Source organism: Streptococcus sp. HN38, assembly GCF_028335765.1.
GTDB lineage: Bacteria > Bacillota > Bacilli > Lactobacillales > Streptococcaceae > Streptococcus > Streptococcus suis_P.
On record NZ_CP116604.1, the window covers coordinates 2,186,345 to 2,209,376 of the forward strand.

Sequence of the window (23,032 nt, forward strand, 5' to 3'; positions counted from 1 at the left end):
TTCTCCCTTTCAACGTTCGTCTTTTACTAGTATAACAGATTTGAAAGCGAATGGATAGAAAAGTCCGACTTTTATTCTCTCCCATTTCATGCTATACTTATCTTAACTATATTCAAAGGAGAGAATCATGTCTGTTATTGAACGATTAACAAAAGCTGCCCATTTGATTGACATGGATGACATCATCCGTGAAGGGCACCCAACCCTACGCCAGGTCGCTGAAGAAGTTGCATTTCCTCTATCTGATCAGGAAATTATTTTAGGCGAAAAAATGATGCAGTTCCTCAAACATTCGCAGGATCCTGTCATGGCTGAAAAAATGAAACTCCGCGGCGGAGTTGGTCTAGCAGCACCTCAGATTGACGTTTCCAAACGCATCATTGCTGTCTTAGTCCCAAATCCAGAAGATGAGGAAGGCAATCCACCTGCCCAAGCCTACTCCCTACAAGAAGTCATGTACAACCCTAAAATCGTGGCACATTCTGTCCAAGAAGCTGCTATTGAAGGGGGCGAGGGCTGCCTATCCGTTGACCGAGAAGTCCAAGGCTACGTAGTCCGCCATGCGCGCGTGACTGTTGATTACATGGACAAAAACGGAGAAAAGCACCGTATCAAACTCAAAGGATATAATGCCATCGTGGTCCAACACGAAATCGACCACCTCAACGGTGTCATGTTCTACGACCGCATTGACCCAGAACACCCATTTGCCGTTAAAGAAGGTATGTTGGTAATTGAATAAACATAAGAAACTGACTGAAGAATTTTCAGCCAGTTTTTCTTTTTTCATGAAAATAGCAGAGCTAACTGCCTAAAAATTTCCTGCCCATCCAAGACTAGATCTTGAAAGAGGAGGTAGTCCAGCAGAGACAGCAAACCAGCTAGTAGAATGAAAACCACTAAGCGGTTTGAAAACCGAACTTGCAAAAGATGGTTGAGGCTGACTAGAACAATTTCCAAGACAAGCAAGCCAAACACCATCCACAAAAGATAAGGAGCATTGGGCAGGAACCAAGCCCAAAGTTCTTGCCCTCTCAGGAGTTCAAGAAAAATACCCCTCTCCGAATGCGAAAGCAAGATAAGGCCATCTTCCAGATAACCGATTCCTCCGACCAGACTATTGACTAGGAAAAGACTAGCTAGAAAGAGCAGCGTAAAACCAAGGGCTTGCCCCAGTCCCAGCAACCACTTGGTAAGCAGAACCTTGCGTAAATCCACAGGCTGGGTCTGATAGAGACGCCAGTTTTTTCCAGCAACTTCCACCGCCTTGCCCCGACTGCCAAGCCAAACCGCCAGCAAGAGCACCACCAAATAGGCCGGACCATCAAAAAGAGTGCGCAGGCTGCCGATACCTGACAGATCTCTGGAACGGTCCCAAGAGGGATCGTCTACTGGAACCAAGGCATCATTGGTATCAAAACGATTTTCCAAGCTGGTCAAAATGACATCCTTGCCCCGCTTAGTTGCTGGCACCCCAGCCTCCATCAGCTGCTTCCAGTAATACTGACTGACCTGATTGCGGGTCTGGTAACGGCGAAGATTATCCACCGTCTGGCTGGCCCCAATATCACCATTGGCAAAAGCCCTTTCCTCTCTAGCCCATAAATAGACCTGCTCTGCCCCCAGCATAGCAAGGTGACTGGCCGGCAGTGCCTGAGGTTTTTCCTGATAAACCTGCCATTGCTTGACATAGAGGTCCTTATAGATATGGTATTCCTGTAAAAGCTCCACTCTCCACTCCAACTCCTCCTGATAGCTCGCGTCCTCTTTGACCAACTGCCTCAGACGGTTGATTTCCGACTGCAAAACCTCCACATAGGCCCCATCTTGCTCATAGGACTGGGCAACCAACTCTATCGAAACCCTCTCCTCCTGGGCAACCTCTTGCTTTTCTAGTCCCGTCAGTAGGGAAAATAGCAGAGCTAGGAGCAAGTTTACTAAGACGAGCCCTTTCCAAGAATTGAGCCGACTAAGGATGAGAACATCAAAAGACCAAATCTTGTCCAAACGCCCTGTGTCTAACTCCTTCTGATGACCAACTAGCAAGACCAGCCTTTTCTTTTCTGTCAGTAGATAATAAGCAACGAAAAGCCCAATGGTCAGCAAGACGAAGACATCCACCGCTACAAAGACCTGTGAAAATGCACCTGTGTCTAAAAAACTCGGAAAGGCTAACAAAGGCAGAATTTGACCTGACCAACCAGCTACTGCACCTACCTGATAGGAAAGCCCCAGAGCCAACAGTAACCCTGTCACCACAAAAATCAGCCGACTGGCTAACAAGTGGTCCAAAAATCCAAAAAGTAGGCGAACAGCTAGAAGCAAGACCAGCCAAAAACCAAGCAAGATAAGCCCGTAAAGCCATAAGCCTATCAACTGACTCTGACCCAACATCTCAAGAGGAGCTTGAAAACTAGATACAGCCAACTGACCTGTCAGCCCATCATAGACCAGGATAAAGAGCAAACCTATCCCCACAGCCAGCAAAAGCGAAAGCAAGGAAGCAGCCAAACGCCTCATCCCCTGCAAACTCAGACTATCCCACTGCCGCAACTGCCAAACTTGATGAGCCAGTGTCTTTTCCGCCAGCTGATTGGCAAGTAGAAAACCAAGCACCAAAAATACAGGAAGAAAACCAAACAAACTTTCTAAGTAGGCTTGAACAATACGCCCTGTTGACCAAGCCTTGTTTTCAGGACCATCAGGCAATTGATGCTCAAGCAACCAGTCATTCCATCTGGCCAAACGTTCGACTTCCGTTTGTGTCAAGGAATTCCGAGTTTGAAAAAGCTGTCGATTGCGACTGATAAAATAGTCCAAATCCTGATACATGAGTTTGCGGTAGTTGGGGATAGCTTCAAACTTTCCCTCATCTAAGGCCTGACCGACACTTTCTATATCGGATTTCAAGCCCAGCATCCGCGGTGCTTCTTCTGTGCCCTCCTCAATTTTTATCTCTGCCAAGACACTGGCCAATTCACTCAGTTCTTTTTTATAGGTTTCCACATAGGTCGCTTGGTGGACTTGGCGCTGAGAAATAGGAAGGTAGGCCAGACCTAGAAAACCCAGCAAGAGCAGGCAGTAGAGAGGCGACCAGAGGATTTTCTTGATTTCAAAGTTCAGCCTCATGTCCCCTCACCACCTTCCTCCACGTAGAGATCACGGTAGAGGGATTCCATATAGTCGCTGGCTTTTGTAAGGCCAGCCACCTGCTGGATTGGAATACGATCCAAACAATCCAGTAAATCTCTCTCCGGCAAGAAGATTTCCACCAGACCCTGCTCTGCCTTTTTCCACAATAGTTGAGGATAATCCCGTAAAAATTCCTGAACCTGCTTGGAGTTTTCCACAGCAAGATGGTAATCATAATCAGCCGTCAACTCCACTTCAGTTGCAATCAACTTGCTGGACTTGAGGAAATAAACCTGATTAGTCAGCTTCTCAATCTCCGACAAATGGTGAGAAGAAAGCAAAATGGCAACCCCTTCTGCTTGTAGGTTTAGAAGAAATTCCCGCTGTTGAATGATATTGGTCGGGTCCAAGCCGATATGGGGTTCATCCAGCAACAAGAGCTTGGGCTTGGGAAGGACAGCCATGGCAAAGAGCAACTTCTGCTTCATGCCCATGGAATAGCCAGCCACCCGCTTTTTGACATAGTAGCCCATCCCCAATTCTTCCACCAGCCCATCCACTTCCTTTTTCCCCAGCTTGTGGGTGGCAGCCACATAGGTCAGATGGTCGTAACCCGTCAACTGTGGATAAAGGGCTTGGGCATCCAACATGACAGACATATCTTGAAAAATCGCTCGGTCACTATTAGGACGACCATTGATGGTTACCGACCCTCGGTCAGCGGTTTCTGTGTTGCTGATAATATTCAACAGAGTTGATTTTCCCACACCATTGGGACCCACTAGAGCAACCAAGTCCCCCGCTTGCAGCTCAAAGGACACGTAGGACAAGACCTGGTGGGCACCGTATCGCTTGCAGACATCGACTACTTTTAGCATAGAAACTCCTTTCTTTGGGAAATGGCAGGTTTTATTTGATATAATAATATTAAATAAAAGTATCCAGAACAACAAAAAGTGGAAAGAAAGTGTCTCTCCACTTAATAATACTTTACCCCAATATTACAACACATAAAATATTTAATTAATTTTTCTTAAAAATCAATTGATAAATATTTTTGACCTCCAAATAGATTGACAGCTCCCCAAGGAGAATTTACTCCTACACCAATTAATACCGAACCATTAGCTCTCTGTCCATAAGGAATAGAACTTGTCCAAGTTTTTCTGTCAGAAATAGTATTTGGAAACCATGCCCAATCAGTAAAATACATATTCGTTACACTCCCAGATGTAGGATTAGAGTATCCAGAAGCATGGAAAGTTACATTAAGAACGTGTAACCCCACTAGAGAATGACCATTTATATGTCGTGTTGCATTTACATAGCCCGCTGAAACAGGCTGAGCCTGAAAACAGATAACCAGTAAAGTTATCAAAATTGCTTTTAGAGAAAATTTTTTCATTAGAAACACTTACCTATTCAATCTAATACAATCTACTGGGGATTTTTGACATGCCTTGTAAATCGGTAATAGTCCACTTGTGACAATCACACCAAAGCTAACTAGAGGTAAAGTAATCACATTTAAAATCATAACTCTCACAATATCCCTTATGTCTAAATCTAACGAAAAAGCTAGCAGAACCACTAATAAAAATGATACTAATAAAGCCATTGAACCGACCGATATAGCATATTGGACCAACTCTCTATAATAAAAACGTCTGACTGCCTTACTATTAAACCCAATCGCTTTCAATATACCTACTTCTTCTTTACGAGTATTACTCACTTGGAAAAAAACGAAAAATAAACATAACCCCATAAGCAACAGGATGACTAGACCTATATATGTCGATACTTTTCTGACATAAGCTAGGATATCTTTCAGACTCTGATAATCTTCTGCCGAGGAAACAATTGTTACACTAGGAAGTTGTTTAATGCGGTCTATTTCCTCAGAAACAGCTGTGCTATTTTTTATTTTTATATGATAGGCACTTGATTGCCAACTAGAGACCGATAGCCCTCCTAATACTTCTGGAAGTTCCTCGTCCTGTTGTAATTCCTGCTGCAAATGTAGCATTTCATCAGCCATCATGAAGAAACTATTGCCATAAATTGAATATTGGAAAGGGTAGGAATTTTTTAATATCCCAATTATTTTGAACTCTCTTCTCTGTTTAACGTAGATGTTGCCGTCACTATCTAGGATTTCCCCTGTATCAGTGGTCATTTCCCCTTCATAAAGAGCTACTGGTACATAATAATCTAATGTTATTCTTGGAAAAGTTCCCAACTCTGAAGATAAGTTTTGCGTTGCAATAAAACTTTCAGATACAATCAATCCTTGTTTCGTAGTTCTATCAATATACTCGATATTTCTCTCGGTCATATTCGTTTGAAATAGTGGCTGTATGCTGTACGGAGAAGACAAAGTAATCGTTTTTCCATTAAGAGTTATTTCAGGATTGATTTGCTGAGTTGATTGTTCAGGATTTTCAAAAGTCAATCCTTGATAAGGAAATTCTAAGTACGGGGTGACATTCAAAATAGCCACTGAATCCGCTAAAAATTCCACCTCATCAGTCGTAAATGACAAGAAATCATCATAAACTTGTTTCCCCTTAATCCCCAAGTTGTCATTCATGACTAAAAATCCATTTTCTAAAGAATTATCCAATAATTGCTGATAGTGAGACTGAAATAAACCAGTAATATTAAACATCATACTACTCAGGGCAACAAAGAAAATAAGTAAGCCTGTCACAATTTTGGAAATAGGGAATTTTCTCTTTGGTAAATCAATTTTTTGTTTGATCGAAAGATTGTAGATATCTCTGGCTCCCTCTTTTTTAAATGTATTTTTTTCTTCCTGTTCAATTCTTTGATCTAAAAATCTAATATGAACATCTCCGTATTTTATCACTTCATCATCATGAGAAACAATAATGACTATTTTCTGATAATGATGTGCCAATTCTACTAAAAGATTCGTAATCTTCTCTCTATTCTCCTTGTCAAGCGAATTTGTGGGTTCATCTGCTAAAATAATATCTTTATCTGTAACAATAGCTCTAGCGATGGCAACTCTTTGTTCCTCGCCACCTGATAAATCATAAGGGAAAGTGTATTTTTTATCTAATAAACCTAATTTTTTTAAACACTCATCCACTCTGTCATCTAAGTCATCAGCTTCACTTTGACTCTTGACTAACAATGCTAAATTATCATAAACACTGAACTGCCTTATTAAATTCTTTTCTTGGAAAATAAATCCAATATGTTGGGCAATGAAATTTGAAACTGCTTCCCCATCAGTCAAGTTAAGCGGATGACCATCGTAAGAATAACTCATATCTCCTAAATCAGTTGCTATTAGACCAATTTTGTTTAGTAATGACGACTTTCCAATACCTGAAGGGCCTGAAATCGTATATACGTTTCCTCTCTTAAACTGTAAAGAAGTCTCATTTAACAGGATTCTAGAACCATATCTAAGAATAATTCCATCAATCTCTAACATAGGTTTCCTCCCTTATATATGTTTATACTTAGTAGATTTGCTAGAAGACCCCAATTTAAAATATGTTTCAGAGATAGTATCAAAACGAACCCTTACACTAAATATTGACATCCTCATATAGCCACTTTTACGGCTCCCTACCCCACCAGATGAGTTGCCGGTTGGGTTTCGTAGATATCTTCTTCTGGCAGACCAAAAGTGCGAATGATCGAAATAAGTAAAACCAGTATGATGATTGTCATATATGCAGCCTTCTTTTTCATCCTTCCCTGTCCTCCTCTCTGATGGGATTTTTCTTGAATACCTCAACTCCTACCAAGAATATCGTTTCCGTTTTTCCTTTTCTCCTTTATATCCGATAGAAATTGATGTATATTTTATACCATTATGATATACTATTTTTACAAATATTGTCTATTTTGTTACATATTTTCACAGTTTTTTGAAAGGAGTAGTTTATGCGGTGGGATTACGGAAGTGTTTATAAAAGCATTCGGAAAAGTAAACGTTTGAGCCAGGAGCAGATTTGTGGGGATTATCTCAATCGAGCGACCTTGTCACGTTTCGAGAAAAATCAGAACATTCCTAGCTATGAGCTCATGCGTTTTTTACTCAAGCAAGTGGATATGACCTTCGAGGAATTCGAATACCTCTGTAACTACTATCAACCCAGCCAACGCCAACAATTACTCTATGATATAGATAATCTTAAAAATCCGACCACTAAGACCATGGAGGATTTGATAAAGCGTTGCCACGACCACTTGAACAAAGAACCAGATGATGGTCCTATCCGTCGAAAATGTCAACTTTTAGAAACTGTAGTAGCCGTTCGAAACAGTACTTCTTTCAATCAACTTTCCGAAGAAGCTGAAACCCTTTCAAAACTTCTGTGGTCAGAGCTAGAACGATATGACAACTGGTATCATAACGATATTATCTTGGTCGGCACTCTTCTGTCTAAGATTTCTTCCCTTGATAGCCTTGAAGAAACTGCCAATCTTCTTCTAAAACGATTGGAAAAATACAAGGATTACAAGCGAATCCAACCCACCATACTGTCATACTATCAGTCTCTTTCTTATTTTTTCTTGGAACAAAAACAGTACGATAAGGCTACTTTTTTTGCCACCAAACTCATGGACCTAGCCAAGCAAGAAAAACGCTATGACCAACTAGCCCGTGCCTATGTTTACCTCGGACTTGCTGAGAATAAGCAGGAACTAATTGACAAAGGACTACAAATCTTGGAACTGACAGACGAGAAAAGACTAATCGACAACCTCCAATTTCTTATCAAACAACACCAAACTGAGGCTGGGCAAAAAGTCCAGACTCGCTTCTCATAGTTCGTGTCAACATCTCAGCGCAGTGGTTGATTGGCAGATTTGTTCGCGTTTCACACTCCAAATCTGACCTAATCAACTGTGCGGGGGTGGGAAGACGAACTCTTTTTTAGACCAGTCGAGTTCTTTCCCACTCCCAGTTTTTTATGTGAGTACGAAAAACGACCCTTTCGGATCGTTCTACTTCATATTAACAGCTATTAGTAAATATCTCTACGATGACCAAATTCAAGTGCCAGAATAACCATCCTATCATCCTGTATATCGCAAATCAGCCGATAATCACCGATACGATAACGCCACTCATTGGCATGGTCCCCTGTCAATCCCTTGCCATGCAACCTCGGATTAACTGTACCATCTAAGTGTTTATCCACCCATGCAAATAATAATCTTTGGATTGGCTTATCCAATTTTCTGATTTGTCTCTGTGCCTTCTTAGAATACTCTACATGAAACATATTACAGACCAAGTTCCTTCTTGAAATCCGCATGACTGATGGTTTCAGGATCTTTCTGGTACTCCTCGTAGGCTTGATGGTAAATGTTCAAATCATACTCATCCTCAATATCACGCTCAAGTGCCTTCTTAAATAAACTTGAAAGACTTTGACCAGTCAATTGAGCATAGCTCTTGAAAAATACTTCTTCCTCTTTGTTTAATCGGATAGTTACTGTACTCATCATCTTACCTCACTTCTTTGTGTTACATTGTAACACATTTTACAAAAATTGTAAAGCAATATTAGATAGATTAGAGCAAAAAACGACCCTTTCGGATCGTTCTCAATTATAGTCATTTAGTTTTAAAATAGTATTCTAAAGAATACTCAACCGATTGAAATCTCCTCAATAACTCAGCCACTTTTCTTTTCAAGCCAGCCCAGAATCGTTCAATTGGGTTAAGTTCCGGGGAATAAGGTGGAAGCGGAAGAAAATAGTGTCCCTTAGCCACTGCAAGCTCATCTAGTTGTTTCTTGGGATGAAAAGCTGCATTATCCATAATGATGACATGAGGTTCTGTCAAGGATGGCAATAGCTGCTCCTGATACCACTTGATAAATAATTCCGCTGTCATCGTTCCATGATAAAGCAAGGGGGCTATAATTTTAGAACCAGTTTGACCAGCTACTACCGAAATTCTTTCGAATCTGCGTCCACTTACCTTGTCGTATACTTTCTCCCCTCGAGGTGCTCTAGCTTTGTAGCGATAAAAATAAGTATCAATGCCAGTCTCATCAATATAACAATAGGAGTGTTTGGAAAGCAGGCTAAAACATCAAGATAGCGTCTCACTTTTTCGCTATCTTGTTCTTTATAGGTTGTGGTCTTTTTTTAAAGTGATGTTCAGTTTTTTTAAGGCAGCCCAAACTGAGGGAATACTACAGTCAAAATGCTCTGCAATTTCCCTTAAGAAAGCATCTGGATGTTCCTTGACATAGGCTTCCAAGCGGTCATGCGGAAGTTTGCGAGGACTACGAGCTCGTGGTTTACGATTCAGATGTCCTTCATTTTTCAGCTGTGTCTCCCAACGGTACAAGGTATCGGTTCCAATACCAAATAGGTCACAGGTTTCCTTTTTTGTGTGTCCTGATTGGACATAGGCAATAACGCGTTTTCTAAAATCAATTCCGTAAGTCATAAGTCTATTTTATCATACATCAAATAAAAACTAAATGACGATATCTTAATAGTATTCCCCTTGTCTATAGTCCCAAGAGTTGAAGTGGTCTGACAAGTGCATCATGATTTTATCGATGTCCAGACCCTTACGGATGACAACTGGGCATGGGCTGATAGAACGGCTATCTGCACCTTGTTCTGGAATCAGTTTACCATCTTTATCTACCATAGACACCATAACCCCTTGCTCATAGCGGGTTTCAATGGTCTTGTCTGGCTGGATAGATGCCACATAATCATCCGCCTCGATAATCAAGTCTACTTTAGACGCGATACGCTCACCGATACCTTCTACCTTACCACGATTTCCCTTACCCGATGGGTTAGCAGATGAAGCGTAGACCATACGGCCTTCTTTTTCCCACATTTCCTTGGCAATCTGCTCGCCAGCCACACCAAACTTGATAACAAAGCAAGAAGTACCACGAACGTCGGTCATCAACTCTTCACGACCATCGCCATAAGCCTGCAACTTGGCATAAGCCTCTGGTTTCCAAGGCAGGATACAACCCAACAAAATGTCCTCGTCCCAATGCTTTTGGTAGAAAGCATCAATCTCAGGAGTCAATTGAGCCAACTCACGAAGCTCCTCCATGCTACCACAAAGGACCACGCCCGGCTTATTACGCTTGCGCTCTTTAGCGTCAAACTTACGCTCCAAACCAGCCTTATCCGAGGTCATAATGATGTAGCCAACCTTAGTCGGGCAGACAATCACGCCCCCCTCGCCCTTGATAATCTCAAGACCTTCTTGTGAAAGTGTGCCATCCCAGTGAATTTGTTTCGTCATAATCGTTTCCTCTTTTCTTTTGTTTCATAGCAGAGCGACCTGCTTGTTTTCTAATATTTCGTAGGAGTCTTTCAGTTTACTTTTAGTACTAGCTCTAACTGTCTGGGAGACAGTTAGAGATTGGAGATAAAACGAACATTGTTCGTGTCAACGAGCCGCAGACAGCTTCAACAGTCAGAGTAGTGACTGTTGAAGTTTAGAAATCATACTTACGATAGTAAGTAACGCTTGTAAAGTACGGCAAAGCGAGTTCAAATAATGATGAAATTATTTGAAGTTGGAAATAGGGAAACGGAGTTTCCTCGTTCGTCGCAGTAATAAAAGATAAAATGAAAGACTCTATTCTTGCCAATAACTTGGCCGATTCCTCTCATACTCCTCAATCAAATCCTGATACTGCAAGGTAATACCAATATCATCCAAGCCATTGAGCAACTTGTGTTTCCAGTCCTGTTCGATGTCAAATGGGAATTCCCCAAAAGGCGTCCGTATCAACTGGTCTGCCAAGTCAACCGTGATTTCTTGGTCTGGAGCCAGCTGAGCCAGTTGGTCCCTGACTTCTTTGGGCTGGATAATGGGCAGAATCCCATTGTTTAAGTCATTGTTGTAATGAATATCTCCAAAGGAGCCTGCAATGATAACCTTGAAGCCATAATCTGCCAGAGCCCAAGCAGCGTGTTCCCTAGAAGAACCTGCTCCGAAGTTATCCCCAGATATGAGGATACTAGCGCCTTGATACTCAGGCTGATTGAGAATGAAGTCAGGATTATCCGTGTAGTTATCATCCAAGTACCGCCAAGCATATAGCAGATATTTGCCAAATCCCTTTTTGTCAATCAGCTTGAGAAACTGCTTGGGCAAGAGCTGGTCGGTATCAATATTATCATTCATGAGCGGAACAGTCGTCCCTATCCATGTGGTAAATTGGTGCATTAGACTCCCTCCTTGAGAATGTCTAGCTGTCTAGTGTCGACAAATCGTCCATAAAGCGCAGCTGCGGCAGCCATAGCAGGACTGCACAAGTGGGTCTTGGCCCCAAAGCCCTGTCGGTCTTCAAAGTTTCGATTACTTGTAGAGGCGCAGTGGACACCTGCAGGCACTTTGTCTGGATTCATACCCAGACACATGGAGCAACCTGGATCTCGCCACTCAAAACCAGCCTCCATGAAAATCTTGTCTAAACCAAGCTTTTCTGCAGCTCGCTTGACAGGGCGACTGCCTGGTACGACAATGGCCGTAACCTGCTCTGCTATTTTCCGCCCCTGAACAATCCGAGCTGCCAGCTGCAAATCGCTGAGGCGAGCATTGGTACAGGAGCCTAGGAAGACATAGCCAACGGGAATGTCCGCAGCCTTTTGCCCAGGAGCCAAGTCCATGTAAGCATAGGCCCGCTCGTCGTTGTGGTCACAGATGGCTGGGAAAGTTTCGTCAAAACTAACCCCCATAGCAGGTGTGGTCCCCCAAGTGACCATGGGGGCCAAGTCTGACACATCAAGGACTAGATGCTTGTCATAGACGGTGTCCGCATCCGAGTAGAGCTCCTTCCAGTCTGCCACCGCCGCATCGAAGTCCGCTGGTGCACACTCCCGACCTCGCAGGTAGTCAAAAGTGGTCTGGTCTGGAGCCATAATGCCCATCTTAGAGCCGAACTCAATGGACATATTGCAAATAGTCATCCGCTCTTCCATGCTGAGTCGGTCGATGACTGGACCAGCAAACTCCACCACATGACCCAAACCACAATCCACGCCGTAGCGGGCAATCAGAGCCAGGATAAAGTCCTTGGCATAGACGCCTCTTTGCGCCTGACCGACAAATTCCACTAGGAGTCGCTTAGGTTTAACCTGCCAAATGGTCTGGGTAGCGAGAACGTGCTCCACTTCAGAAGTACCAATCCCAAAGGCAATAGCCCCAAAGGCTCCGTGGGTCGCCGTATGGCTATCCCCGCAGACAATGAACTTTCCTGGCTGGGTCCGACCTGTTTCTGGTCCAACCATGTGGACAATCCCCTGATGTTCCGAACCGTGGGCTGCGTGGGGAATGCCGAAATCCTCTATATTCTTCGCTAAGGCATCCATCTGAGCCTTGGAAATGACATCACGGATATTGTGAATATCAACGGTTGGCACGTTGTGGTCAAAGGTCGCAAAGGTCAAGTCTGGTCGCCGAACAGATCGCCCTGTATCCCTCAGTCCTTGAAAGGCCTGGGGACTGGTCACCTCGTGGACATAATGTTGATCAACATAGAGGAGCTGGGGCTGACCTTCCTGCCCTGTAATCACATGGCGATCCCAAAGCTTATCGAAAATGGATTTGCCACTCATGGCAACCTCCTTTCAAGCTGGGCAATAATAGCCGCTGTCATTTCTTTGGTAGAGGCGGTCCCACCTAAATCTTTAGTGAAAATGCCCTGTGCAAAGACCGCTTCAACTGCCTGGCGAATGGTCTGACCTGCTTGGACCAAATCAAAACTTTCTTCCAGCATCATGGCAACAGATAGAATCACACTGACAGGATTGGCAATGCCCTGACCAGCAATATCGGGTGCCGAACCATGGATAGGTTCGTAGAGACTGGGACCTGCCACCGCATGACTAGCAGAAGGCAGAACCCCTAGCGTTCCTGTTAATACGCTGGCCTCATCCGACAAAATATCTCCGAAAAGATTTTCCGTCACCAAGACATCAAACCGACTAGGATTGGTAATCAAAAGCATGGCTGCGCTATCCACCAACTGGTGCTCCAAGGTCACATCTGGGTAGTCCTTAGCCACTTCATCCGCCACCTTCCGCCATAATTTTGACGTCGCCAGTACATTTTGTTTATCAATGCTGGTGACTTTTTTTCGTCTTTTTTGGGCTAGGTCAAAGGCAGAGCGGACAACCCGTTCAATCTCTTCTGCCTGATAGGTATTGCTATCGCTGGCTTGGTCTGTTTCTAGAATATGCTCTCCAAAATAAATCCCACCTGTCAACTCCCGTACCATGACCAAATCCACACCGTCCAGCCGGTCGGCTTTCAGAGGAGAATAGTCTTTCAGGCTATCAAAAATTTTCACTGGACGGATATTGGCAAAGAGACCCAATTCCTTCCGAAGTTGAAGCAGCCCTTGTTCTGGACGGACAGCCGCATTGTCATACTGAGGGCTACCGATAGCTGCCAATAAAATCGCATCCGCCTGACGGCAAGCCTGCAAGGTAGCATCTGGTAGAGGATGGCCAACAGCATCAATCCCAGCACCACCAAAAGCTCTCTCCTCAATCTCATAATCAAATCCTACTTGCCCAGCTACAGCCTCGAGGACTGCTAGGCCAGCCTCCATGATTTCTGGTCCAATTCCATCACCAGCCAAGGCTACAATTTTTTTCGTCATACTTCCTCCTAGATGTGTGGCATGTCCTTCTCAGATAGTTTCTTATCTATCTGTCCACTATTTTCTTTTTGCACCATGACATTAGCATGGATATAGGCAATGGCAGAAGCCTTCACCACGTCAAAGTCAATACCAGAGGCATTAAAGATTGTTTCCGTTGCCTTGTTTTCTACAGCGACAAGCACACGAGCCTGGGCATCGATACCGTCGGTAATAGCGTCGATATGATACCGTTCCAAGCTGATTTCCTGCTGGAAGAATTGGTCAATGGCATTAAAGACTGCCTCAACCGAACCCTTGCCTGACTCCGAAACAATCACTTCTTCCTCATCTTGATTGATGAAGATAACCTGAGCCTGGATGCTGCCGTCAGACTGACTATCCAAACGTAAATCTTTAAATTGGAAACCATCACGGTTGCTAATTTCTGTCCCAGCTACTAAGGCACGGATATCTGCGTCCGTGATTTTTTCTTTCTTGTCTGCCAGGTTTTTGAAACGAGCAAACAAGCTAGCAACGTCTCCTTCATCAAAATACAGGTCTAGTTCTTTTAACTTTTCTACAAAGGCGTGACGTCCAGAAAGTTTACCCAGTGGCAGAGAATTTTTCTTGACCCCTACCAACTCAGGTGTAATGATTTCATAGGTCAATGGATTTTTCAAGACTCCATCCTGATGGATACCGGATTCATGTGAGAAGGCATTGCCACCAACCACCGCCTTATTGCGTGGAATGGCAATCCCAGAAAAGCGAGATACTAATTCCGAAGTATTGAGCGTTTCCTTCAGAACAATCGGACTGGTCACATCGTAGAAATCTTTCCGAATTTCAAGGGCAACAGCTACTTCTTCAAGGGCCGCATTTCCTGCTCGCTCACCGATACCGTTTATGGTACCCTCGACACGACCGGCACCATTTTTAATAGCTGAAAGGGTATTGGCAACTGCCATACCTAGGTCATTGTGGCAATGCGGACTGAAAATAATCTCACGATCCGATTTGACATTGGTCGTTAGATAACGGAAAATTTCACCGTAGTGTTGTGGAGTGGTGAAACCAACTGTATCTGGAATGTTGATGTAGGTCGCACCCGCATCTACCGCTGTCTGCACCACTTCAAGCAAATAATCCAACTCCGTCCGCGTCGCATCTTCTGGTGAAAACTCAACCACTTCAAAACGCTCACGGGCATAGCTGACATGTTCTGTGATTTGCGCCAAAATTTCTTCTTTGGTCTTTTGAAGTTTAAATTCACGGTGAATCGGACTGGTCGCAATAAAAACATGGATCTGCGGATACTTGGCATCTTTTAGTGCCTCGTAACAAGCATCAATGTCTGACTTGACTGACCGTGCCAAACCTGTCACAGCCGTCTTGGTCATCGCTGCCGCAATCTGACGAACCGCTTCAAACGAATCAGGACTGGCCGCTGGGAAACCCGCTTCAATGGCAGAAATTCCCCATTTTTCCAACTGCTTGGCAATGGTCACTTTTTCCTTGATAGAAAAATTCACACCTGGCGTCTGTTCACCATCTCGTAAAGTCGTATCTAAAAATTCAATCACACGCATAAGAATACCTTTCTAAACAATACAAACTTCAATACTATCGTCCTTGAATTTACTTTTAGTACTAGCTCCAACAGTCAGAGTAGTGACTGTTGGAGGTGGGAAATAGAGCGAACTTAGTTCGCATCAAAAACCGCAGGCATAACTGGAGTTAGGTAAGGCGAATTAACGAAGTAATAAAATTAAACTAAATGACGATAAAAAAGAAAACACCTCGAGGATAACTACCTGCGAGATGTTGTCAACAGCGCCCGCTTGGTAAGCCAAACAGGACTAATGCTACCTAGCGCACTAGCCCGACCGTCGCAACAACAAAGCAAAAAATTTTGTAGTGACAGGTTTCATTTGACTTTTTCCTTTCTGTGTTTTACTTGTTTTCCATGATAACGTACTTTTTTTCACTTGTCAACAGAAAAATGGAAATTTTCTGAAAAATCCGAACAATAGAGCAATTTACGCAAATTCCTCCACAAATAAAACCAAACCTCATCAGAAGTCTGGTCTTACAGTTCATATTAATTCCGTCTAGAACTTGAAAAAATAGCCACTAGCAATACTGCTCCAAAGACTGACGGTACCAGAGCCATACCAGCAAATTGTGGTCCCCAGTCACCAAAGAGTAACTGGCAAACCCACGAACCTGCAAGCCCTAAGATAATATTTCCCAAACAACCGCGACGGTCATCCGAAGAAGTCAAAGCTCCCGCGATCAAACCGATAATCGCACCTGCAATAATACTTGCTAACATCTCGTATTCCTCCTATTCTCACAAAATAAGACTGGTTGCCCAGTCTTATACCCATATCATTAGATAGCCCATTCACCGTCACGGAAGATTGGTACACGGGTACCGTCTTCACGGATACCGTCAATGTTCATCTTGTTAGAGCCGATCATGAAGTCCACATGGACATCTGAACGGTTGAGACCAGCTTCTTTCAACTCTTCTTGGCTCATTTCTGTACCACCTTCGATAGAGAAGGCATAGGCTTGACCAATCGCCAAGTGGTTCGAGGCATTTTCATCAAAAAGAGTATTGAAGAAGGTCACACCTGATTGAGAGATTGGGCTCTTGTCTGGCACAAGGGCAACCTCACCGAGACCGCGTGCACCAGCATTGTCAAAGACTAATTTCTTCATGACTTCGTCGCCTTTTTCTGCCGTCACGTCCACGATTTCACCATCTTTGAAGGTTACTTTGATGCCTTCGATGATGTTGCCGTTGTAGCTGAGTGGTTTTGTAGACGTTACATAACCGTCTGCCACACGGTAGTCAGGTGCTGTGAAGACCTCTTCTGTTGGCATGTTGGCAATAAAGTGTTCACCTTGGGCATTGACCGAACCAGCCGCTTCCCACAAGTGATTCTTCGGCATACCAAGAACGAGGTCAGTTCCTGGTGCTGTATAGTGCAATTTGACAAACTGCTCGTCGTTAAGGACCTTAGCCTTAGCCACCAAGCGGGCCTCATGCTCTTCCCAAGCCTTGATTGGATCTTCTTCGTAGATACGGCAAGTCTTGAAGATTTGGTCCCAAAGGAGGTCCACTGCCTCTTCGTCAGACGCTGCATTTGGGAAGACTTTTTTAGCCCATTCCAAACCAGAGGCTGCACCAAGAGTCCAACTAACCTTGTTAGCTTGCGTTGCTTGACGCATTGGCTGCAAAGCCTGGCTAAGTGCACGAGCGTTGCGAGACAATTTCTCTGGATCAACACCGTCGTAAGCTCCTGGATCTTCAGACAAGACCACCAAACGACTTGCCTTGCGCTCCAAGAGGTAGTTCATTTCAGTAACACGTTGTGGATGAACTTGTTCCAAGAGTTCCACATCTACATTGACCAAACGCTCACGCGCAATCACGTCGTCCAACCAGTTAACCAAGACTTCCTTAGCACCGTGGGCGTAAGCTTCTTTGACAATCAAACGAGCCAACTCAGCCTGTTCCACACTGATTGTCAACTGCACCGTGTGACCAGGTTGCACATTGATACCTGTTGAAACCAAGAGTTTAGCATATTTAGCGAGATTTTCTTTAAAATTTGATAATACCATTTTTTCTCCTTTGAAATGTAATACTAGATTATTGTATCATATTTTGAAGCTAGACAGATAAAAAAACTTCCTGCTGATGCAGGAAGTTAGCTCTGGAAGATAGTTGAAGGTTGGAGATGAAACGAACGAAGTTCGTGTCATCAAGCCGAAGGTTGAACTCTGCTCCTCTCCTGTTTCAAGGGAGCAGGCTGTAAAGCTCCACTGGAGCTCTACACTCATCACATCAAGCCAACAACGTCTGATCCCAATTTTCGCAGAGTAAAGTTTTCAGTTTGCATTTAGTACTAGCTCTAACTATCTGGGAGATAGTTAGAGGTGGGAGATAAAACGAACAGAGTTCGTGTCAACAGCCGCAGACATAACTGGAGTTAGGCAAGGCGAGTTAACGACGTAATAAAGCAAACTGTAAACTTTACTAGTTACCAAAAACCTTTACACGGTCAGCATCCGCCATATAGTCTTTATCTGCTGCTGGAGCTGCGATGCTTCCGAATGGTGCTTGTGCACGGAGTTTCCAGTTAGCTGGGATACCGTATTTTTCAGCCACTTGTGCATCAACCAATGGGTTGTAGTGTTGTACGTTCATGCCGATGTTTTTCTCAGCGAAAGCCAACCATACTGCGTACAAGTTGATACCGTGAGCTTGTTCAGACCAGATTGGGAAGTTTTCAGCGTAAAGCGGGAAGCTCTCTTGCAAGCCTTTGACCACGTCTTGGTCTTCGAAGAACAAGATAGTACCAGCACCAGCTGCAAAGCTAGCCAAACGACCTTTTGTGCCTTCAAACGCTTCTGCAGGCGTTACTTTTTCCAATTCGCTATAGGCAATTTCGTTCCAGAAAGCTTCTGACTCCGCACCAAAAAGTACAACTGCACGGCTAGATTGTGAGTTGAAAGCTGATGGAGATTCTTTCATGGCTTTCTCAACAAGTGCTACTACTTCTTCATTTGATACTGGCAAGTCTTTACCAAGTGCGTAGATTGTGCGGCGTTTTTCTTGTAGGTTTGCAAAGTTTGACATATATTTTCCTCTTTTCTTATTTGTTACTACATAGTAGTTTTTATCACTATGTAGAGATTGTATACCTATCAAAAACATTAGTCAAGAGTTTTGACTTCTTTTTATAAAAAAAATTCACTGCTTCCAAAAGAAACAGTGAACAAGTTTAAAACAAATCATCAAAGAGACTGAGCTGGTTATCCTCTGGCATTTTACCGAGAATACCCATTTCATCCATTTTTTCGACCAGTGTACCTGACAATCCACCACGCTTACGGAGCTCCGTCTTGGAGAGAAACTCTCCTTCAGCCCGTGCCGCCACCACCTGCTTGGCTACGTTTTCTCCCAAACCATCCATGGCAACAAATGGCGGAATAAGAGTGTCGTCTTCAATTAAGAAGTCAGTCGCATGGGACTTGTAAAGGTCCAATTTACCAAACTTAAAGCCACGTTCCAGCATCTCATTGACCAACTCCAAAGTAGTGTAGAGGTCTTGCTCAACGTTTGAGGCTTCATTGTTCTTCTTCTTGAGAGCAATTTCTTCCATCTTGGCCTTGACTCGATCCAAGCCACCTGACATAGTCGCCAAATCAAAGGCCTTGGCACGAATAGAGAAATAAGCACAGTAATAGTAGATTGGGTGGTGAACCTTGAAGTAGGCAACCCGCAAGGCCATCATAACGTAGGCAGCCGCGTGGGCTTTGGGGAACATGTACTTGATTTTACCACAGGATTCGATGTACCAGTCTGGCACCTTGTTATCCTTCATATTTTGGATATAGCTGTTTCGCTCTTCCTCAGAAATCTTGAGCCACATGCCCTTCCGCACCCGTTCCATAATGTTAAAGGCCATTTTAGGTGGCAGGCCTGCATGCATGAGATAGACCATGATGTCATCCCGACAGCCGATAACGGTAGATAGATCGGCAATTCCTGCCTTAATCAAGTCCTGAGCATTGCCCAACCATACGTCTGTACCGTGGGATAGACCAGACAGCTGCAGGAGTTCCGCAAAGGTGGTCGGCTTGGTTTCCTCTACCATTCCCCGTACAAAGTTGGTTCCAAATTCAGGAATGCCCAACATACCCGTCGGTGTGCCAATCTGCTCTGGGGTAACTCCCAGAATTTCCGTACCAGAGAAAAGGGCCATCACTCCCTTGTCATCAGCAGGAATGGTCTGCGGATCAATGCCCGACAAGTCCTGCAGCTTGCGAACCATGGTCGGATCATCGTGCCCCAGAACATCGAGCTTCAAGACGTTTTCATCAATATCGTGGAAGTTAAAGTGGGTGGTCTGCCAGTTGGCCGTCACATCATCGGCAGGATATTGGACAGGCGTAAAGTCATAGACATCCATGTAATCAGGGAATACGATAATTCCGCCTGGGTGTTGACCAGTCGTCCGTTTGACACCAGCCGCACCAGCAGCCAAGCGTTCTACTTCTACATCACGGTAGAATTTTCCATAATCCCGCTCATAGCCTCGGACAAAACCATAGGCCGTCTTGGCCGCCACCGTACCAACCGTTCCTGCACGAAAGGCATTTTCTTCGCCGAAAATATCCCGAACATCCAAATGGGCAGACGGTTGGTCATCCCCTGAGAAGTTCAAGTCAATATCGGGAACCTTGTCCCCGTCGAAACCAAGGAAGGTCTCGAAAGGAATGTCCTGTCCATCTTTTTTATACTTGGTCCCACACTTTTCACAATCCTTGTCTGGCAGGTCAAAACCTGAACCATAGGAACCATCTGTGATAAATTCACTGTGTTGACAATTTGGACAGACATAGTGAGGAGGCATAGGGTTTACTTCTGTAATCCCAATCATGGTTGCAACGAAACTGGAACCGACAGACCCCCGTGAACCCACCAGGTAGCCCCGCTCGTTGGAACGGTGCACCAACATCTGCGACGCCAGGTAAATCACGGCGAATCCATTCCCCAGAATGGACGTTAATTCCTTTTCAATCCGCAGGTCGATGATATCTGGAAGAGGATTGCCATAAATTTCAAAGGCTTTCTGATAGGTCAATTCCGCAACCGTTTCCTCGGCCTTCTCAATATAAGGCGTATAGAGGTCGGTCTTAACCACCTGAACATCTTCAAACCGGTCCAGCATGGCATTGGGATTGGTAATGACAATCTCACGCGCCAGGCTTTCGCCCAAGAAGGCAAACTCGTCCAACATCTCGCTGGTCGTTCTAAAGTGGGCTTTTGGCAGTGGTGCTGGCTGAGCGTTCTCGCCATTTCCGATGGTCCAGTTAATTGATGCCCCTTGACCTAGAGCACGAACTATGATTTCCCGATAGATTTCCTCTTCTGGGTCAATGTAGTGGACATTTCCAGTCGCCAGAACAGGCAGACCTGCCCTACGTCCTACCTCAATCAACTGCTTGATAGTCTCTTCAATCTCTGCCATATCCTTAAACTGCTCCTTGGCAATCATGGGAGCGTAGAGAGCTGGAGGCATAACTTCGATAAAATCATAATAGGCTGCCGTTTTAACCGCTTCATCTATCCCTTTGGAGAGCAAGTCATCGAAGACCTCGCCCTCTTGACAGGCTGTTCCCAATATTAAGCCTTCACGATGGGCATTGAGAACGGTCCGTGGAATACGTGGAACTCCCTCAAAATACTTGGTATTGGAAAGAGAGACCAGTTTGAACATATTTTTCAAACCAACCTGATTAATCACATAGAGCGTGGCATGCTTAACACGAGCCTTCTTATAGGAATCCTCCGCAATCAGCTCCGTATTTAGCTGGTTGAGATTGGTCAAATTGTGCTTCTCCAAGGCATCTTTTAGGAAGATGAAGAGCAGGCGCCCTGTCGCCTCCGCATCGTAGTTGGCCATGTGGTGGTGTTCAAGAGCAACACCAAACCGCTTGGTGAGAGGACCTAAACCATGACGCTTAAAGTCGGGGTAAAGGTTACGAGCAAATTCCAAGGTATCAATGACAGGCTGGCTAATAATAGGTAAGCCTGCTCGTTCATAGTTGACATTCATAAAGCCAACGTCAAAGGTGGCATTGTGGGCAACCATAATGGAATCCTGACAGAAGTCCTGAAACTCCCGAAGAACTTGCTCCATGGGCTTGGAACCACGCACATGCTCATCTGTGATTCCTGTCAGATCTGTTGTAAATTGACTGAGCGGATGACCCGGATCGATAAACTCATCAAATTCTGCAATGATATTGCCCTTGTGCATCTTAGACGCCGCAATTTGAATCAGGGCATTGTTGACTGCAGAGAGACCGGTTGTTTCCACGTCAAAGACCACATAGGTCGCATCAGACAGGACCATATCCGCTTCATTGTAGACAATGGGAACCGAGTCCTCAACGATATTGGCTTCCATACCAAAGAGGGGCTTAATCCCAGCCTTACGAGCAGCATGGTAGCCATGGGGGAAGGATTGAACATTTCCGTGGTCGGTAATGGCCACCGCCTTGTGTCCCCAGGCAACCGCACGCGCCACCAAGTCCTCAACGGCAGGCAGGGCATCCATGGTAGACATGTTGGTATGGGCATGAAACTCAACCCGCTTCTCACCCTCAGGCATAAGGTCCTTACGAATTTCCTTCTTGACCTCCTGGACTTCCTGTACGTTCATAGTCAAATCACGGGTGAAATTATTGGTTTCCACATTTCCACGTACCCGTAGCCAGTTGCCCTTTTTGACCATATCAAACTTCTGAGCCTCTTCCTCATTCTTAGCCCACTTCTGCAAGGTGAAGGACGAAGTATAGTCGGTCATCTTAAAGTTGATAATGACCCGCCCCGTCTTGGTCGTCTTCTGCTCGACCTCAAAGACCAGTCCCTCAAAGACAATCCGATTCTCCTCGCTATCCACCTCAATCATAGGCGTAATCTCAGCCTTTTCGATATTGACCTTGGCAGGACGATTTTTCTTATATTCTGGGACAAATGGCTGAGCTGCCTCTGGTGGTGGCACCATTTGAGCCAGTTGTTCAAGGGCCGCCAAGTTTTCTTCATTAGCCTGCTGGTAAATTTCTTCATTTTGCGCATGGAAAGCCGCAGCCTGCTGCTGCGTCATCTCCTGGCAAACTTCAATGTCCACCGCAAGATTGCCAAAACCAAATCGCTTGTATTGCTCCACAAGATTTGGCAGATGATTCTTCCGAAAATGAACGGTGTCAATGGTTTCAGGACCTTTTATCCACAAAACACCATCTCTATAAGCCACCTCTAATGGCTGAAAAAGAGCCTTGAAGCCTGCACTCTGGCACAAATCTTCCGTAAAAGCTTCTGGATAATATGCTTCTACCAAACCAGCTTCAAAGGCCTCCGCATCGCTGACAATAGAAAATTGAATCTTATTGCCCACCTTTTCAAACTCCGTCGCCAAACGAGCCTTGAAGAGTTGATAGTCCATGAGCGGCAAGGGGGTTTCAAAACGGAAGGTAAATTCCCAAAGTTTACTGACCTTGTGCAAGACTACTTTCTCAATCGTTGCAGTCGAAAAAGCCCCTGATTGTCGTGCATCAAGAGGCATTCCGATTTGTTGTAGCAAGAGTTGAAACTTATCTGACATACTTATTTCCTTTGTAGTTCGTTAGAAACATTTTACCATAAATGGAAGAATTTTTCTTGAGGGAGG

The 23,032-nt window shown here is 44.4% G+C and carries 20 protein-coding genes; 2 read left to right on the plus strand and 18 right to left on the minus strand.

The features are described 5' to 3' along the window. The first annotated feature begins 127 nt into the window (after positions 1-127). Positions 128-742, plus strand: coding sequence for a peptide deformylase (gene def / locus PHA78_RS10640; RefSeq protein WP_105182309.1), 615 nt, complete (start codon positions 128-130; stop codon positions 740-742). A gap of 44 nt (positions 743-786) precedes the next feature. Here def and PHA78_RS10645 read toward each other — a convergent pair whose 3' ends face one another. From PHA78_RS10645 to PHA78_RS10665, 5 genes are all read right to left on the minus strand, one after another. Continuing rightward, entirely contained in the window at positions 787-3,129 is a 2,343-nt protein-coding gene (locus tag PHA78_RS10645; protein ID WP_272158154.1) for a hypothetical protein, read from the minus strand. Then, positions 3,126-4,010: an ABC transporter ATP-binding protein gene (locus PHA78_RS10650; protein WP_105113129.1), complete on the minus strand. Its 885-nt coding sequence runs from the start codon at positions 4,008-4,010 to the stop codon at positions 3,126-3,128. The genes PHA78_RS10645 and PHA78_RS10650 overlap by 4 nt, the downstream gene beginning before the upstream one ends. 155 nt (positions 4,011-4,165) lie before the next feature. After that, the gene (locus PHA78_RS10655; RefSeq protein ID WP_024378851.1) at positions 4,166-4,537 is read right to left on the minus strand and encodes a hypothetical protein; all 372 of its coding nucleotides are present in this window, start codon (positions 4,535-4,537) and stop codon (positions 4,166-4,168) included. Between the two features lie 9 nt (positions 4,538-4,546). After that, positions 4,547-6,601: an ABC transporter ATP-binding protein/permease gene (locus PHA78_RS10660; protein ID WP_024378850.1), complete on the minus strand. Its 2,055-nt coding sequence runs from the start codon at positions 6,599-6,601 to the stop codon at positions 4,547-4,549. 137 nt (positions 6,602-6,738) lie between these two features. Beyond that, positions 6,739-6,864 carry a hypothetical protein gene (locus tag PHA78_RS10665; RefSeq protein ID WP_257212219.1) on the minus strand — a complete coding sequence of 42 codons (126 nt, stop codon included), beginning with the start codon at positions 6,862-6,864 and terminating at the stop codon, positions 6,739-6,741. A 195-nt stretch (positions 6,865-7,059) separates the two neighbouring features. Between PHA78_RS10665 and PHA78_RS10670 the strand changes: the two genes are divergently transcribed. Then, complete coding sequence (locus PHA78_RS10670; protein ID WP_024378849.1) at positions 7,060-7,950, plus strand: helix-turn-helix domain-containing protein; 891 nt, start codon at positions 7,060-7,062, stop codon at positions 7,948-7,950. A 197-nt stretch (positions 7,951-8,147) separates the two neighbouring features. Here PHA78_RS10670 and PHA78_RS10675 read toward each other — a convergent pair whose 3' ends face one another. The 13 genes from PHA78_RS10675 to PHA78_RS10735 form a co-directional block, all read right to left on the minus strand. Beyond that, the gene (locus tag PHA78_RS10675) at positions 8,148-8,408 is read right to left on the minus strand and encodes a type II toxin-antitoxin system RelE family toxin (RefSeq protein ID WP_024378848.1); all 261 of its coding nucleotides are present in this window, start codon (positions 8,406-8,408) and stop codon (positions 8,148-8,150) included. 1 nt (position 8,409) lies between these two features. Next, positions 8,410-8,631 carry a type II toxin-antitoxin system RelB family antitoxin gene (relB, locus tag PHA78_RS10680; protein ID WP_024378847.1) on the minus strand — a complete coding sequence of 74 codons (222 nt, stop codon included), beginning with the start codon at positions 8,629-8,631 and terminating at the stop codon, positions 8,410-8,412. Positions 8,632-8,743: 112 nt separating this feature from the next. After that, entirely contained in the window at positions 8,744-9,217 is a 474-nt protein-coding gene (locus tag PHA78_RS10685; RefSeq protein WP_334311305.1) for a transposase, read from the minus strand. Between the two features lie 45 nt (positions 9,218-9,262). Next, a complete protein-coding gene (locus PHA78_RS10690; RefSeq protein WP_272158155.1) occupies positions 9,263-9,589 on the minus strand; it encodes an IS630 transposase-related protein in 327 nt (108 codons plus the stop codon). Positions 9,590-9,634: 45 nt separating this feature from the next. Then, complete coding sequence (locus PHA78_RS10695; RefSeq protein ID WP_024378844.1) at positions 9,635-10,420, minus strand: L-threonylcarbamoyladenylate synthase; 786 nt, start codon at positions 10,418-10,420, stop codon at positions 9,635-9,637. 339 nt (positions 10,421-10,759) lie between these two features. Further along, on the minus strand, positions 10,760-11,353 hold the full coding sequence (leuD, locus tag PHA78_RS10700) for a 3-isopropylmalate dehydratase small subunit (protein ID WP_172145390.1): 594 nt from the start codon (positions 11,351-11,353) through the stop codon (positions 10,760-10,762). Beyond that, positions 11,353-12,744: a 3-isopropylmalate dehydratase large subunit gene (leuC, locus tag PHA78_RS10705; RefSeq protein WP_272158157.1), complete on the minus strand. Its 1,392-nt coding sequence runs from the start codon at positions 12,742-12,744 to the stop codon at positions 11,353-11,355. Before leuC ends, leuD begins: the two co-directional genes overlap by 1 nt. Beyond that, entirely contained in the window at positions 12,741-13,793 is a 1,053-nt protein-coding gene (leuB, locus tag PHA78_RS10710) for a 3-isopropylmalate dehydrogenase (RefSeq protein ID WP_272158158.1), read from the minus strand. Before leuB ends, leuC begins: the two co-directional genes overlap by 4 nt. An 8-nt stretch (positions 13,794-13,801) precedes the next feature. Further along, on the minus strand, positions 13,802-15,364 hold the full coding sequence (locus PHA78_RS10715) for a 2-isopropylmalate synthase (RefSeq protein WP_024378840.1): 1,563 nt from the start codon (positions 15,362-15,364) through the stop codon (positions 13,802-13,804). A 512-nt stretch (positions 15,365-15,876) separates the two neighbouring features. Further along, a complete protein-coding gene (locus tag PHA78_RS10720; protein ID WP_272158160.1) occupies positions 15,877-16,110 on the minus strand; it encodes a GlsB/YeaQ/YmgE family stress response membrane protein in 234 nt (77 codons plus the stop codon). A 59-nt stretch (positions 16,111-16,169) separates the two neighbouring features. Continuing rightward, on the minus strand, positions 16,170-17,411 hold the full coding sequence (locus PHA78_RS10725) for an aminopeptidase (protein WP_024378838.1): 1,242 nt from the start codon (positions 17,409-17,411) through the stop codon (positions 16,170-16,172). Between the two features lie 415 nt (positions 17,412-17,826). Next, positions 17,827-18,429: a nitroreductase family protein gene (locus PHA78_RS10730; protein WP_029176159.1), complete on the minus strand. Its 603-nt coding sequence runs from the start codon at positions 18,427-18,429 to the stop codon at positions 17,827-17,829. Between the two features lie 145 nt (positions 18,430-18,574). Next, complete coding sequence (locus PHA78_RS10735) at positions 18,575-22,966, minus strand: PolC-type DNA polymerase III (protein WP_099780105.1); 4,392 nt, start codon at positions 22,964-22,966, stop codon at positions 18,575-18,577. Between the last annotated feature and the right edge of the window lie 66 nt (positions 22,967-23,032).